This is a genomic window from Methylocella sp. (genome assembly GCF_041905455.1).
In the GTDB taxonomy this organism is placed as follows: Bacteria; Pseudomonadota; Alphaproteobacteria; order Rhizobiales; family Beijerinckiaceae; genus Methylocapsa.
This window is the reverse complement of the sequence record NZ_JAYRLA010000032.1, coordinates 1-15,401: the sequence shown is the minus strand read 5'-3', so window position 1 is coordinate 15,401 and position 15,401 is coordinate 1. Positions and strand designations below refer to the sequence as shown.

At 65.9% G+C, this 15,401-nt stretch carries 8 protein-coding genes and 2 pseudogenes; 5 read left to right on the top strand and 5 right to left on the bottom strand.

Features of this window, described 5'->3' with window-relative positions:
* The first annotated feature begins 184 nt into the window (after positions 1-184).
* The 3 genes and pseudogenes from ACE3OG_RS16295 to ACE3OG_RS16285 all read left to right on the top strand — a co-directional run.
* Entirely contained in the window at positions 185-484 is a 300-nt protein-coding gene (locus ACE3OG_RS16295; RefSeq protein ID WP_374310562.1) for a hypothetical protein, read from the top strand.
* A gap of 130 nt (positions 485-614) precedes the next feature.
* The gene (locus ACE3OG_RS16290) at positions 615-1,247 is read left to right on the top strand and encodes a hypothetical protein (protein WP_374310560.1); all 633 of its coding nucleotides are present in this window, start codon (positions 615-617) and stop codon (positions 1,245-1,247) included.
* Positions 1,166-1,483 (top strand): annotated as a pseudogene (locus ACE3OG_RS16285) (integrase core domain-containing protein); the annotation flags it as partial. The gene ACE3OG_RS16290 and the pseudogene ACE3OG_RS16285, both read left to right, overlap by 82 nt.
* Positions 1,484-1,538: 55 nt before the next feature.
* Here the strand turns inward: ACE3OG_RS16285 and ACE3OG_RS16280 are convergent.
* From ACE3OG_RS16280 to ACE3OG_RS16260, 5 genes and pseudogenes are all read right to left on the bottom strand, one after another.
* Positions 1,539-2,331, bottom strand: a pseudogene (locus ACE3OG_RS16280) (IS481 family transposase); the annotation flags it as partial.
* 464 nt (positions 2,332-2,795) lie between these two features.
* Positions 2,796-3,011 carry a hypothetical protein gene (locus ACE3OG_RS16275; RefSeq protein ID WP_374310558.1) on the bottom strand — a complete coding sequence of 72 codons (216 nt, stop codon included), beginning with the start codon at positions 3,009-3,011 and terminating at the stop codon, positions 2,796-2,798.
* Between the two features lie 103 nt (positions 3,012-3,114).
* Positions 3,115-3,966, bottom strand: coding sequence for a hypothetical protein (locus tag ACE3OG_RS16270; protein WP_374310556.1), 852 nt, complete (start codon positions 3,964-3,966; stop codon positions 3,115-3,117).
* A complete protein-coding gene (locus ACE3OG_RS16265; protein WP_374310554.1) occupies positions 3,966-10,274 on the bottom strand; it encodes a hypothetical protein in 6,309 nt (2,102 codons plus the stop codon). The genes ACE3OG_RS16270 and ACE3OG_RS16265 overlap by 1 nt, the downstream gene beginning before the upstream one ends.
* Before the next feature lie 1,212 nt (positions 10,275-11,486).
* A complete protein-coding gene (locus ACE3OG_RS16260; protein ID WP_374310552.1) occupies positions 11,487-12,551 on the bottom strand; it encodes a hypothetical protein in 1,065 nt (354 codons plus the stop codon).
* Here ACE3OG_RS16260 and ACE3OG_RS16255 point away from each other — a divergent pair.
* Positions 12,540-13,106, top strand: a complete 567-nt coding sequence (locus tag ACE3OG_RS16255; protein WP_374310550.1) for a hypothetical protein — start codon at positions 12,540-12,542, stop codon at positions 13,104-13,106. The genes ACE3OG_RS16260 and ACE3OG_RS16255 overlap by 12 nt on opposite strands.
* A 485-nt stretch (positions 13,107-13,591) precedes the next feature.
* Positions 13,592-15,130, top strand: coding sequence for a hypothetical protein (locus ACE3OG_RS16250; protein WP_374310548.1), 1,539 nt, complete (start codon positions 13,592-13,594; stop codon positions 15,128-15,130).
* Positions 15,131-15,401 lie beyond the last annotated feature (271 nt).

The following is a 15,401-nucleotide window of genomic DNA, read 5'->3' as shown; positions in this document are numbered from 1 at the left end:
GGCGAGCCCGGTCAGGAGGGAATAGAGGTGCGATTTCCGCCCAGAGGGCGTCGGGCAGCAGCTTCTTGGCCATCCCTCACGGTCAACCAAACATGGTTAACAAAGGGTTTTGTTAGGGCCTCTTAACTTCACCCTCATCGACGAGGCGGTCATCGAGCCGCCTCCGGCGCTCTACGCCGCGCTGTTGCGCACGAAGCGGGAGGCGCGCGGCGGCGAAGCGGAGGCCTGGCGGCTGGCGGCTCCGCTTCACGCGCAATCGCCGCTTCCCTCACGCGTCGATCTTGTCGAGCCGGCGCGCAGCTTCCGGCGCGCCATGATGCGGCGGCGCGCGAGCTTCGTCTGGACGCTCGTCCGCCCCCGGGCCGAATTTGACGACAAATGCGTCACCGTCGTGAAGTCGGACAGAAACGGACAGACCTATCTTCCGGAAAAACTGGATGAGTTTATTCAGCCGGAGCGTTATCGCGGCCGTGATAGCGCTTGATGGCTAACCGTATATACTACACCTTGTGTGCGGGCGAATTTCGTTAGGGCAACGAACTCCGGCGGTTGTGCAGTAACGCTTTGACCGCGTGGAACCGGGAAAGCGCGTTGGGTGGTCGAGGGAGGGGACCATGTCGGACGACGTGACAGGATGGCTCGGCGCAATGGTCGCGTCGGCGGGCTTCGCCTTTGGCCTCTACCAATATCGTGTCAACAGCTTCAGCGCCGCCCGCGCGCGCTGCCGTGAGCAGGCGATCAAGGCCGCCGACGAGCTCGAGGTGCTGGTCACCGACCCCGATGTCGAGATCGTCCTGCGCCTGATCGACTATAGTGGCGGAACGATCCCGATGCGCAACCTGCAACAGACCGACGCCGTGGAGAGAGTGAACCGGCACATTCTGCTCGCCGCGCTCGATCATCATGGCGATCGCTGTGGGCGCGCAAACGAACGATCGAGCGAAGAGGGGGCTTTCAACCCGGTCGAAGTGCAGATCAGACGCCTTTTCGACCGCTTTCTGACCCGCCTCGAGCGCATCGAGACTTTGATCAGAAACGGCGTGATCGCGCGGAACGATTTCGAGGCGCTGTTCTCTTATTGGCTTGAGCTGATCGGCGAGCGTCCAAAGCCAGGCGACGCCATCGCGCATGTGGACGACGAGCTTCGCGGCAAGCTGTGGGCGTATATCCGCAGACGATCCGGGTCGACAACGGCAGCGAGTTCATCAGCCGCGACCTCGATCTGTGGGCCTATGCCAATGCCGTAACCCTGGACTTCTCACGGCCCGGCAAGCCGACTGACAATGGCTTCATCGAGGCGTTCAACAGCAAGCTCAGGACGGAATGCCTGAACGCCCACTGGTTTATGGATCTTGCCGACGCCCGCGAAAAGCTGGAGACTTGGCGAAGAGACTACAACGAGGTCAGACCCCACAGCGCGATCGGATACAACGTCCCGATCGACCTGCATAATCCCGGTGGCGCACCCAGCCCGTCATCGTGATCAGAGCCGGAAAACTCCAGCCGCCGGCGATCCAAGGTTGGGGAGCGGAGCAAGCGAGATGCCGCTGGAGTTGTACGTGGCTGTGATAGTGGAAGCGTTTGACGGTGGCGTCCTTGATCGTTCGGTTCATCCGCTCGACCTGGCCGTTGGTCCATGGATGCTTTGGTCTGGTCAGCCGATGATCGACGTCGGCGAGAGCGCAGGCGGATCTCGGCGGGGCTCCAGGCGCCGCCCCCGGGGTCGGTGAAGTGGACGCCGTTGTCGGTCAGCGCCGTATGAATCTCGTAGGGCGCAGCGTCGATCACGGCGCGCAGAAAATCGGCCGCGATGCGGGTCGTCGCTTTGGCGTGGAGTTCTGCGAAGGCGAATTTGCTCGTTCGATCAATGGCGACGAAGAGATAGAGCTTGCCTTCGGCGGTCGGGACCTCGGCGATGTCGATGTGGAAGAATCCGATCGGAGTGACCTTGAATTTCTTCTTCGCCGGCCTGTCGCCCCCGACGTCGGGCAGCCTCGAAATCCCGTGGCGTTGCAAGCAGCGATGCAGCGACGAGCGAGAAAGATGCGGAATCGTCGGCTGCAGCGCGTAAAGGCAATCGTCGAGCGGCAGCAGCGTATGCTTGCGGAAGGCGACGACGATCGCCTCCTCTTCCGCTGAAAGGACGGTCGATCTGGGCTCTTTCGGCCCGGTCGGCAGATCGGCCGCCGAGGTCCGCTTCTTCCATTTGACGACGGTTTTCTGGTTGATCCCGTAACGCTTGGCCAGCGCCCTCAGGCTCTCTTGACTATTCTGTATCGCTCGACGCACCGCCGCCGTCGTGGCGGCGCATCCGTGCAGAACCCGGCCCATAGCGCATCCTTCCATTCAGACGAAAAGATCGCACCATCAAAACCCGGGATCAAACACCTAGACGTCATCGACATCGACTGTTTCGCCGACTCTTACTGAGTAATTCTCGTTTATGATAGTCCAAGGCGAGTCAGCCCTCATCTGTGCGAAGATATCGACGTCTCCAGTCGAGCCATCGTTGGTTGCAACCTCCACAGTCGCCACTTGGCCCGGGTCTAAGAATTGATTGAACGCTTGGACGCCGCCGATTCGATCGTTCACCCTAATGCGCTTGCCGCCGCCTTTTGCGCTAACTGCGAAATTCATATTACCGTCCTCCAACAACTGATCTTAGTCGATCCTAGGATGGCGATCGCTGTAGCTCCGCTCGAAGCGCGCGCGTGGCCTTGGCGCTCCTCTGACGACTCTGGCCTATAGCACATCCCTCTGTGGTGACGAAAAAGACGTGCTGTCACGTAGCCGGACTAAACGCCTATGCGCAGCGCCGACGGCGCGCTGAACTTGTCTGTCGCACAAGCCGGATCGTCCGCGCCGGAGAGAGCGAGGAACGCGAGGGAAACGCCGCCGCCTTCGGCCCTCGCCGTGACCCAGCCCGCATCGAGCGGCGCGACGCCGTCGGTCTCGCCGCTTTCCGAGGGGCTGACCAGCTCGATGCGCAGCGCCTCCTTGGGGATCTCCATGTCGCCGAGCGCGGCGGGGCTGGCGGCGCCGAGGTCGACGCGCCAGCGGAACGCCGGAATACGGCCGTTTCTCTGCCCCTCGATCCGCAGTCCAGCCAGACGTTCACTCTGCTGATCGCCCGGAATGATGGCGCGCCAGGCCTTCAGCCACTGCGCCTCCGCCTCCGCCGTTCCGGCGGAAATGAGCGTCAGATAATAATCGTCGCCGTCGCGCGAGCAGAACGCGGCCGACGAGGTTTCCGGCGTTTTGCGCACGCCCGGGAAAGGGCAGGCGCGCGAAAAATTCGACGCCGTCTGGAACGAGCCATAGCCGGCCGACGCCATCGGGCTTCTCGCCGCCGTCGATGTTCAGGCGCCGCAGCCAGCCGAGCGGGTCGGGCTTCGCCGGCGTAGGCTTGGAAAAATAGACCTGCAGGCCAACCCGTCCGGCGACGAGCCGCATGGGGGGAACCAGGATCGCGTCGGCCGTGGTGAAAGGCGGCCATTGCCCGTCGCCTTCGCCGTCTGGCGTCGGCTCGGCGACGACGCGCACGAACGGCGCCTTCGATTCGGCGCCGTCGTCCGCTTCGACCAGCGTTCTGAGGCCCTTCCCGTAATTCGCGGGGATCAACGCGGCGCCCTTGAGCGCGATGGTCAGGCCGTCTTTGTCTCCATCGCGCTCGCCATATTTTTTCTGCTGGGCGCCGACGAGAAGATGGACGTCGAGCAGCCGCGGCCGTCTCCAGTCGGGGCCCGCGGCTTCGCCCTTGCGCGGAGCATCGACCGCAAGCACGCGCAGCGGGTGAACATGATCCGCCGTGACGCCGTCGCGCGCGTCCGTGGCGTCGTGGGCGTAGCCCACGCCGAAATGGGGAGAGGCGGCCGAAAGGGTCCACAAGAACGCCGGCGCGCCCTGCGTCGAGTTGGCCAGCGGCCCGCCGTTGAGGGTGATCTTGCGCAGCTCGGTCGCAGCCATCACTGTCCTCCGGAGGCGTATTCGGTCCACGGCGGCGATTTGACGTCGACCGTAATTTCACCGACCGCGTCGAGCCTGCGCGCATCCGGGCCGCCGACAAATGTCGCGGCGTTGCGTCCATCGACGGCGCGCAGCCTGAACTTCGACGCCGCGCCCATGAGCCGTTCGCGCGACAGTCGCCAGAACGCTCCGCCTGGCTTCGAGAAAGGATGGGCGTCCAGCACGCTCGTCGCTTCGCCGTCTTCCGGCAGGCCAAACACCACAAGGGCGTCGACGCCGTTTGCGGCGCCGGCCTCGATCGTCACGAGCTTCGGCGCGCCATCGCCGGGCGCGCCAACGGCGGGCAGGTTGGCGCCCGCGTCGCGCAGCGCGACGACCACGGGGCGGGTGCGACCAAGATCGGGCAGGGTCGGCGGCGCCGTCAAGCCCGCCGCCTCGGCCTTGAGCGCGGCCGCCGCGGCGCGGAGCGCTGCGGACCACGCCTCGGCGTCGTTGTCGAAGGCGTGTTTGCCGGCCGCATGTAATGCGTCCGCGGCGTCGCTCAGCGCTCGAGCGGCGTCGTCGAGGCGTGTCCTGGCCTGCGCCGCGTCCATGCCGTCGTCGAACTGCACCTTGATGGAGACATTGCGCTCGGCGCAAATGGCGGCGAATTTTCCGTCGGCGTGAGAATTGAACGCCTTGCGTTCATTGTCCGTGGCGCTCGGCATGCGCGCCCATTGAGCGGCTTTCGGATCGATCGGGCCGTCCTTGCGCGGCGCGAGGGGAAGGTCGAGCTGGAAGTTCCGGCAGGGCAGCCCCGCCCGCCGCTCCCACTGGCCTTGCGACGCGGCGATCGTCGCAAGCGTCGCCGCCGCGTCGAACCGCGTCCCGCGGCAGCGCAGCACGACGGGCGCGGTCGCCTCCTCGCCCGCGGCGAGGTCGATGACGGCGTCCTCCTCCTGATAGGGCGTCGGGCCGCCGGCGCCCTCGCGCAGCAGCGTGTATCTGACGCCGGGATCGGGCCACCAGGCGATGTCGTCGACGGGCGCCTCGCCCGTTCCGATCCAGGCGGCGGCGTTGTCCGGCGTCACATCGGCGTAGGAGACGAGCCGGACCTTCTGAAGCGCGAGCACATAATCTGCGCCCTGAACGCGCCGGATCGCGATTTCCGGCTGGCCGAGCAGGGCGTCGCGGTTTTTGAGGTCGAAGCGCCGCGGATCGTGCGTCGCCGACACGACGCTGGAGACGACGACGCCGGCCCGCGCGACCGCCAGCGCCGTAACCCGATAATGCGGCGGCAGCGGATCGATGATCCTGACGTCGGCGCCCTTCCACAGCGAGGGATGTCGCCGGGCCAAATCACGCAACGTCGCGCCGTCGATCTCGCTGTTGCGGGCGGGCGCCGCCGGCGCGACGACCTCGCGCGTCGGATGGAGGACCGCGTCCGGCCACGCGGCGCCGCCTGCTGACTTCAGTTTTCCGGGCCATGCAGGTTCGCGGTGCTGGCGGACGAAGGCGAGCGCCACGCCCTGCGTTTCGAGCCGGGCGAACAGCGGACGGTTCGAGAACGCCAGCGATTCCTCGCCGTGACGCGCCAGCACGAGGCTCCAGGCGCCTTCGGGCGTGAGCGACGAGCCGAGAATGACGGGCGGCTCGATCTTCTCCGTGCGGGAGGAGACGGCCAGCGCATAGCCAATGTCGACCTCGGCCTTGAAATCTTCGCCGTTCATGAGCGAAGGCGTCACGAGACGTTCGCTGTCCTGCGGGTCGGCGAAATAGCCGGCGCCGAGCGCGAGATTCTGGTAGCGCGGCGTCGGACGGACGGCGTAGGCGCGCGCATGCGCCCAGCGGTCGGCATGCAGGAAGGACAGCGCGATCATGCCGCGCGAATCCGCCGCGAGCTGCCAGGGATGCGCCTTGATCGGCGCGGCGAGGGCGAAGGGGATCGCAGGCTCGCCCGCTCCCGCCTGAGCGTCGATTTTGCGCTCGATCGGGCCATGGTCGAGCATGCGCTGCGACCAGGCGAGATAGGTTCCCATGACCTTGGCGTAATCCGCAGAGGTAGGCGTGCTCGGCGCCCCGGAGGCCGGCTGCGGCGGCCAGTCGAATTTCGGAAGCGCATGGCGCAGATTGCGCCACAGCGACAGGAACGGCGCCGCGGGCGTATCCCTGTTGGGGTCCTCGGGCGTCGCCGCGACGGCCGACCAGTGGAGCGCGTCGATCTCCTTGAAAAGTCCGTAGGGCGAGGGGCTCGCGCCTTCGCCAGCCGGTCTGGGTCGTGGCGATGGCGCCGACGCGACGGCCTCCGGCGTGTCCGGAAAGCCGTCCGGCGCGGCGCCTGTCACGTCCTTGATCGCGTCCTTCAGCTCCGCGAATTCGACAATCTTCTCGTCGCGCTTGACCGGTGTCTGTTCGGCGCCCGCTTGCGCCGGCGCGGCGCCGCGCGTCTCGACGGCGATCCTCGCCTTCATTTTGAACTGCTTGAACGGACCGACGTCGAAACCGCCCATCGAGCGGATGTAGAAAACGAGGCCCGGATCGGCCTTCGGATCGTCGATCGCGCCCCGCGGCCAGCTGATCGCCGGCATGCTCGCCGTCCCCGCCACGATGAGGCGCCCGTCGGCGACACGCAACGCCTCGTAGGGGGGCTTGTCCTCCGGCGGCGTCGAGAAACACAGCTCATAGCCAAGAATGGCCAGGGTCTTTTCGCCGGAAGGGCTCGCGAATCTTGGCGCCGGCCAGTCGCCCTTCGTCCATTTCGCCTCGACGCGCTGATAGGTCCATACGGGCGCCGCCTGCGGACGCAACGAAATCTGCGCCATCGCCAGCGCATCGTCGTCGAGGTCGACCGCGCCGCTTTCCGGCTCGGATCCGTCCGGCTGCTGCACGGCGTCGAACGGCCCGGCGACGCGGTCGCGCGTCGGCTTCAGCAGAACCTCGATGATCGGCGGCCATTCCCTTGCCCACCCGTACGCCTCGACATAGCGCTTGAACGCATTGCGCAACGCCGGCTCGATCCGCCTCAGGAGGTCGCGCGCCGAGACAAAACAATCCTCGTCGCGGTCATAGAGCCTGAGCGTCGTCGCGAGTCCGAGCTGCTGCAGCGCGGCCCAGCCGTAAGGATCCTTCTCCGGGCTCGTCGAGGCGAGAAATCTCGCGAGATCCTGCGAGTCGCTCGGGAGAACAGATTGCGCGGTCACGACATACCGCCGGTAAAGCGCCGAAAGCGTATTGTCGTCGTCGGCGGCGGCGGCGTATTCGAGTTCGCCGAGAACCTCCTCGAGAAGACCGTGGCGGAACGTTCCGAACGTCAGCGTCTCGGACGCGACGCCGGTGCTGCGCAACTCCAGCTGGTTATTTCCGTCGCGCTGGGTTTCTCCTTTCCAGTTCCTTTTGCAGGCGAACCCCTCGATCGTCAGCACGGCACCGTCCAGCGCGCCGGGATTGTCGGCGAAGCGGTCCTTGATCGTCTTCGTCGGGGTCCACCCCAGACGCAACAGCGCGGCGCGAATCAGCGCGGGCGTCAACGGCGCCTTGGCGGCGTCCCAGCCGGAAAGGCCGAACATCTTGCCTTTCGGCGTGTCAATGACGGCGAGGTCCGCAGCGAGCGCGCCAAAACGTCCAAGCTCTAAATAGGCGAGTTGCACCGCGTCGGCGTCGGGCGCCGCGCCCGGCAGGCTCAGCGTGCATTTCAGCAGGCTCGGCGCGCCCTCGCGCATGAGGTCGGCGACGGCGCCTTCCGGCGCGGTCGGCAGCAGGCGAAGCCGCGGCGCGCGCTCGGCGAAGCGCAAGGTCGATTCGGCGGCGGAATACCACGGCGCCCTGATCGGCTGCGACTGTCCCTGCCGCCCGGCGCCGCGATTGAGGAGCCGCCACGTTTCGCTTGGATAATGCGCCTGCCATCCCTGCCAGTCGCGGTTGTTGTCCGGCGTCAGGCGGGCCATCTGCGGCGACACGCGCTCGATCCGCGCGACGCGGCGAGCCCGCCGCCAGCTCTTCGCGTCCCTGCCGAGCCCGGCGCCGGTCGTGTCGAGGCGCGCCAGATCGTCGAGGTCGAGTTCGTGCAGGTCGTAACCGGCGATCGACGAGGCGTGAACCGCATCGACGCCGGTGGCGCATTTCGGCCCGAGCGTCGCTCCCGCCGCGAAGGCGATCTGGGTGAGCACGCGCCGTTCAGGATCGCGCACCAGAACGGTATTCGCACCGTTTAGCAGATCCGCGAGGCTTGCGCCCGCCGCCGGCGGGACCTTGAAGCGCGCGAAGCCGGACTCGGCGCGCACCTGGCCGGAGATGTGCGGCGGCAGGTCGAGATGCACGGGCCATTCGAACGCCTCCGGGCGCATCAGGGAAATTTCCGTGCTCGAGTCGAGCGGCTTCGAATTTCCCTTCGCATCCCAGCGCGCCGCGCGCTCGATCCGCACCTCGATCGCCACGGGCGTGCGTTTGGAAAAGGATGTCGCGACCAGCTTCGGCTGCTTCGGATTGCGCACGTCATAGATCATGTGGGCCGTCTGCAGCGAGAACCTTGTGGCGATGCGGCGATTCCCGCCGTCGCGGCTCCACAGGGAATCGAGGAAGTCGTCCGCCGACGGCGACGCGTCCTTGCGGGACGGCGGGTGGACCGCCATCAGCCCGGCGCGTTGCACGGCGCCGACGTCGCCGGCGAGGCGCCGCCACATCGGAAATTTCTCCAGCGCGTCGCGGTCCGGTTCGATCCACGCGACGGATGGATTGTCCACCAGCTTGCCGTTGTCGCGCATGTCGTCAAACAGCTTCGTGTCGCCGTCGGCGAAGTTCACGATCCAGCAGATTTCGTCGGCGCTTGGAACGACGCCGGACGGCGGCCCGAGACGGCGGTCGGTCAGCCCGTCGGAGCCGTAGTGGCCGGAGGGGCGGATGTCTTCGGGATCGGCGAACAGAAGGTAGTTGCGCGCGACGGCGTAGTCGACTGTCAGATTTTTGAGGATGTCGTTCGACCGGAAGGGATCGCGCAGCGCCATCATCACGCATAGCGCCGGCTGGTTCGGCGCGTTCTTTGGCCGCCCGGCCTGCGTATGCGGCTTCGCGTCGGCGTCGCCCATCCGCGAGACGATGAAACGCAACTCCGCCTCGGCCGGACGCACCGGGACGTTCGGCCTGTTCCGCTCGACGAGGAAGCTCTTCGGCAGGCCCCGCGCGCCGGCGACGTCCACCGGCGTGACCGAATAGGTCAAGGTGACGCTATCCTGCTTGATGAGGCGATCCCAGTCGATCGCCGCCTGCAGCGCCTGCGCCTCGTCGCTGACCGGAAGCAGCGCGCGGCGGTATTCGGCCGAAAGATCGGCGAGATCGTCGACGAACTGCCACTCGGGATGAATGAGTCGGACTTTCCCGTTGTCGCATTCGCCGATCGTCGAAGCCGGCTTGACCTTGATCATGCGCGGCTCGAACTCATGTCCCTCGATCGTGCGCAGGATCTCGTAGTGATGCAGGACATGCTCGAAGCCCGGCGCATCCTGCTCGCCGGCGCCCGACCAGGGCCGCTGCAGGATCCAGTCGAGCTTCACGCCGTCCGGAGCGAATGTCGAGCGGCCCGCGGCGAGGATCGGATCGACCATGTCGAACCAGGTCTCGCGCGGATTGAGGATGCGTACGCCGCCCGTCTGGGCCAGCGGCGCGCCGGTCGAGTAATCCTGCTTTTCGACGTTAACGCGCTCGAGCTTCTCAAGCTCTTCAACCGGACCGTAGAACAGGAGGCCGAGATCGGACACATGAGCCTTCGCCGGGCGCTGCGGCAATCCGTTCTCGCAGACCGCGACGAACTGGTCGACGAAGGCCGCCAGGACCGTCGAGCGGGCCTGATGGACGGCCTCAACAAAGGGGTTCGCCTGCTCGCTCGCGAGCCGCGCGCGCTGCGCCGTGTCGCGCGCGGCGACGCGTTCCTGCTCGGTCGATCCGGCGACCGGCGCGGCGGCGGCGTGGCTGCGGGCGGCGGGCTCCGTCCAGGCGGTCGTCTTGCGCGTCGTGGCGTTCACCCATTCCGTGTCCGTCAGAAAGCACTCGTCGAACAGGACGGCGAGGGTGAAGTCCTGTTGCCGCTGCTCGGCTTCGACTTCGGCGCTCCAGCGCACCCTGCATTCATGGGCCAGGGTGTGGTCGGGCTGTTCGACAAACTGAAGAGCGGCGAAGCCGGCGGCGGCGCCGGTCGGCGCCCAGATTTTGGTGTTGGGAAGGGAAAGGTCCTGCGTCGGGCGCAGGACGTGATAGGCGACGCTTTCGTCTCGATCGCCGGTCGCCGTGAATTTCGTCGGCGCGGCGTAAAAGCCTGCGCGCGTCGCATCCGCATCCACATCGTTCGCTTGCCCGACCTGCGTCGGCTCGCGCGGCAGCAGCAGGGCGTAGGCGCTTGTGCGGGGCGGAGATGTAGAGGTAGCCGCGCAGGCCGGGATTGGAACGCAGGCCGTCCTTGTCGTTGAGATAGTCGATGTAATTGACGCCGAGCCAGCCTCTAAGGCCCATAAACAGCGTGAAATCCGAACGAATGGCGGCGACGAGATCGAATAGGAACGGATTTTCGGCCTCTCGTTCTTCCTTCTCGTTCCAGGTCTTGCTCGCCGGGTAGGCCTGGATCGCGCCCTTGAGCGCGAGCGTCACCCTGTCGCCGTCCGCTTCGGGACGCCAGGCGGAGAATTTGTGCAGGTCGCCCGAGCGCTTCGAGACATCGTCGAGGGCGGCGATCAGTTTCGGGATCGAGGGCGCGTCGTCGGCGGCGCGCAGCGCCTCCAGCGTGTAGCGGAAGCCGAAACCGAAGCCGACGTCACGCAGGTAGAAGGTCCATATGACCGCCGGAATCTCGACCGCGATCTGTCGTTGCTCCGCATAGAAAAAGAAGGATTTGCGTCGCGCGCCGGGATTTTCCTTGCGCTCGATCTCGAGGAAGCCGAGGCTCGCGGCGAGATCGCCCCAGCCGGGAATCGCGAGCTCGCCCTCGCCGAGAAAGCCGTAGGCCTGATATCCTTTGGGCGCGAGATCCCCGCCTTCGACCGTCGTGCCGGGATCGACGGCGAGCACCGCGCCGCGCACGTGGATCGACCCCTTGAGATTGAGGTCGACGCCAAGCCCGTCGGCCTTGATGCGCGGCAGCGTCTTGCCCTTGGCCGGCGGCGCGATCCACAGCCCGTGGAAGTCGATCTTCGGCTGCATCACGTCGCCGATTTCGACGAATTTGATCTGCCCGGAGATGTTGACCGCGGGCGGGGCGCCGTCAAATTTCGGCGACGCGGGATGGTAGCCGAAGCCCCTGATCTCGAAGTCGAACAGGTTGAACAGGTTGAACGATTTCTTCGGGTTGAGCGCCTTCTGGAAGAAGATGTGCTTGAGCAGCACGCGCGGGTCGGCGGAGAGCGGCGCGCGTTCGAGGTTGAGCTCCACCCCGTCGAGAAATTTGAGCAGGCCATCCTCGAACTCGCCCGACTTCGGCGAAAAGCGCAGCGAGCCCGTCACGAGATAATAGAAGTGGTATCCTCCGTCCTTGACGAAGGCGATGTCGAGGTCGCTGATCGTCAGGTGAACGGCGTGGTCGAGAAGCGAACCTCGACGATGCAGTCCTGCGCGGCCGCCGTGAGCGCATCGAGCTTTCCCACCAACGCCGTGACGAGCTCGGCGACGCCGTGCAGCGCCTTGTCGAGGAGGCGCCCGGCGTCGTTGAGGGCGGCCTCGCCGGCGTCGCCAGCGGCTTCGCCGACGATGACCGCGGACCGCGCCGCCGCGGTCGCCATTTTCCCGAGGATGCCGAGCAGTCGCGCGAGCTGCTCCGCCGTCGCGGCGGCGAAGCCGAATACGGCGGACGCGATCGGCGCGGCGCCTTGCGCGATCTCCGTCGCGACGTTCCTGACCAGTTCGATCGGATAGGGCTCGACGAGCCGCAGGCCGGCCATCGACGCGCCGGCCGGCGACAGGAAGACCTCGCCAGCGAAAGCGAGGACGGCGTCGGGATCGTCATGGGCGCGCAGCGTCAGCCGCTGAAAGCTCACCTTCGTCGAGATTTGCTGCCTGCCGGCGGAGGCGACGGCTTCGAGCTGCGCGTCGTCCCATGCGATCTCCAGCGGACCGAGGCGGCGCTTGCCTGCCTTGATCGGCGCATGGGCGCCGACGACGAGCGCGGCTTGGAAGACCGATTGTGCGCCGGCCTGCGCGAGCGTGATGTCGTTGATCGTCGCCACGACGGTCGCAGCGTCTTGCGATATCGTCGCGTTAAATTTCGCGAGCTTAGGGGCGAGGTTGCCCCAGTCGGCGTCGACGAAGGCGGTGTCGACGAGCGCCCATTCGATCGCTCCCCAGTTCACGCGAATGGCCAGCTTTGCGGGCGCTCCCGCCGACACCTGAACGAAACGCGCCGAAATCTGCGCCGCTCCGGACAATCCGGAGAACGCGCCCGCGCGCGCGGACAACGCTGGCATGTCGAGCAGATGAAGCGTGGAAAGATCGAGCGAGGGAAGGGTGAATTCGGGCAGGCTGACGTTGAGATCGTCGAGATCGATCCGCAATGCGGCACCGGCCGTGGCCTCCAGCGTGCAGACCAGCGCGATGGAGCGAGTGAGGCCTGCGACGGCGACTTGCGCGCGCACGCCGACTTCGACGCGTCCATGCGCGTCGACGAGCGTCAGACTATGCGCGTCGACGCGGTAGAGTTCGAGAAGGAGATGGCCGCCGATGAACGCGCGGCCTGCGCCGAACGGCGCTTGAAGACCGAGGAAGACGGCTCCCGTGGCGCCGCATTCAACCGTCAGGAAACGCCGTCTCCATTCGTCGACAAGCGCCAGAAACTGCGTCCGGAGCGTATTGGCCGCCACGCCCAGGTCGCTGTTGATGTCGCCGAACGAGCGGAACGCGTCGCCGTCTGGCCCGTTGAGCAGGCCGCCGGGAATTTCGATCGGGGCGGCGAAGGACGCCGCAAGCCGCACGACATGTGGATCAGCGGCGCCGACCTCAACGGAAATGGACCGGGCTGTGAAAACGGACGCTCCGAGACGGACGCCGTTCGCGTCCGCCACGAAAATCTTTCCGGCCTCCTCCGCGGAGGCGGTGAACTCACCGCTGACGAACAATGTCCAGGGCTGGCCCTGAACGTCGCCGCTGAAAGCGCGGAAGCGTGTGCTGCTCGTCGCCGCCTCCTGTCCTGAAATCAATAGATGCTCAAAATGACGTCGCCAATGCCAAAGGACGGCAGGCGAGCCATGCGTCGGACAACAAACTTATGTCGCGCATGCTGCGACGCACGCGCTGAAAACGCCGGAAGCGTCAATGCCTAAAGCGTCGATATATGAAGGCGTTCCCCACAGCGATCATTTTTCAATTGCAATTCCTATTGCATCATACATCATCAACTCTGGCTAGAGGCCGAAGATTTTTTTTTTAAGATTGCGCCACACAACTTTTCCCGGGGAAGTCCGCCATGGCGAATGACGACGTCGCCGTACTTTCACCCTATGTCTGGGGCGAGACGCGAGGCCTGGCGCCTCAGGGCTCGCAACAGGCGGCGACGCAAGATCGGCTGTGGTCGGTCGTCGCCTATCTGGCCATCAAGGCGCGTGAGCGCGGACAGCTTGACCAGATGAAGAACGCCGGCGCGACGGTCGAGGCGCCAAGCGCCGCCGCCTATGCGCGCATGCAGGACGCGATCGGAGCTGTTGTCGAGGGGCGCTACTCAAGTCCGACGCCGCTCCCTCTACAGGCTGCTCTTTGCCGCGTCGACGCAGAAGGTCGCCCGCTTTCGGACGGCCCGGCGTGGATCTTCAGCCCCGGCGCGCGGCCGACAGGCGATTTCGTCGACGCCGCAGGGCGCGTTTTTAGACTGTTCGAGCTTGTGGATCCGCCGTCGCCCGACCGGCTCGGCCTGACGTCAGGCTACACCTCAACCGGTTCGCTGGTGCGCCGCTGGCAGGTCCCGCCAAATGTCCGCAGGATCGCCTGGCTCGTCGGGATCGCCGCCGCCGTGATTTTTCTTTTCGGCGGCGCATGGAGCATCCTGACCGGGCTCAAGGCGGGCTTCCCGCGTGAAAATATCGTCGATAGCGCGTTTCAGGGCAGGATCGTCCGCGCCCTCGAGGCCAATTGCCTCGCCGGCCAAAATTCGTTTCCCGGAGTCAAGCCAACCGCATGCGCCTTTCTCGTCGACGACAAGGGCGTCTATGTCGCGTCCAACCGCGAGAGCGGCACGGGCGCGTTCGGCCCCAAAGTCGGCATGGTGGCGTCGCTTATCGAGACGTGCGTCGCGCCGGGAGGCGTCCTGCGGGCGCAACCCGAGTCGGACGAGGCGGGCGACAAGGCGGCCCAGGACGCCGTCCGGGCGTCGTGCGAGCTTGTCTTTCGCAGCATGGCGAGCGCCGGCGTCGCGCCGCCGGTCGTAAGGAGCGCGATCGAGGCCACGGTCACGAAGTGGTTTGGATTTCGCGCCCCGGCCAATGCGATGACGGCGCTGACGCAATTCCTTCTGATCACGCTCGGGATCGCGGGGCTCGCCGCGGCGCTCGGCCTTGGCATGAAAGGGCGGCTCGCCGGAATCTGGATCGACGAGCGCAATCGCGTGTCTCTGGCGCGCGCGCAGGTGACGCTGTGGACGGTCGTCGCGCTCGGCGGCTTCGCGACGATCGCCCTTGTCAACATCGGCCTCGGCGGCGCCGCCACGTTTCCGTCGATGCCGTGGCCCGTCGCCGCCGCGCTCGGCATAGCGTTCGCCTCGCCAATGCTCTCTGCTGTGATCTTGAAGGCGAACCCCGCCGGCGTCGCGCAGAGCCCTCAATCGCTGATCACGTCAGTGTTCGGCTTCGCGCCAGATACGACCGATTTCTCCGCTCGCACAAGCGTTCATGAGGTGAGCAACTCGGCGCTCGAGGCGCGTTCAGACCCTATGAAAGCCTCTATTACGGATATATTTTTTGGAGAGCAGGTCGGCGACGCCGACACGGTCGATCTTTCCCGACTGCAAAACGTCGTGCTCACAGTTGTCTTGGTGATGGGTTATTTCGCGATGCTCGGCGCGCAACTCGCGGCGATCGGCCCAGTGTCGCTCATCACAGGCGTCGCCAGCCTTCCCGATCCCGGATCGTCATTCACCTCGGTGCTTCTGCTCAGCCACGCCACCTATCTGGGCACCAAGGCGTACAATAACGCGCCAAGGAAGAACAGCGGCTCACCGCAAGCCTAGGCGCACGAAAATAGCGCGTGGTTCACTGCTCCTGCGCGGCAGAACAATCATCATCTTATTCTGAGGATTCGCACATGAGCACCGACTACCACTTGCGGCTGACGGCGTCCGACGGCTCGCAAGCCGTCATCACGATCGCGGACAGCATAAGAGGCCCTAACAAAACCCTTTGTTAACCATGTTTGGTTGACCGTGAGGGATGGCCAAGAAGCTGCTGCCCGACGCCCTCTGGGCGGAAATCGCACCTCTATTCCCTCCTGACCGGGCTCGC

Coding starts and splice junctions, on each gene's coding strand:
- ACE3OG_RS16290 (WP_374310560.1), top strand. CDS start 615: ATGTCGGACGACGTGACAGGATGGCTCGGCGCAATGGTCGCGTCGGCG.
- ACE3OG_RS16275 (WP_374310558.1), bottom strand. CDS start 3,011: ATGGAGATCCCCAAGGAGGCGCTGCGCATCGAGCTGGTCAGCCCCTCG.
- ACE3OG_RS16270 (WP_374310556.1), bottom strand. CDS start 3,966: ATGGCTGCGACCGAGCTGCGCAAGATCACCCTCAACGGCGGGCCGCTG.
- ACE3OG_RS16250 (WP_374310548.1), top strand. CDS start 13,592: ATGCAGGACGCGATCGGAGCTGTTGTCGAGGGGCGCTACTCAAGTCCG.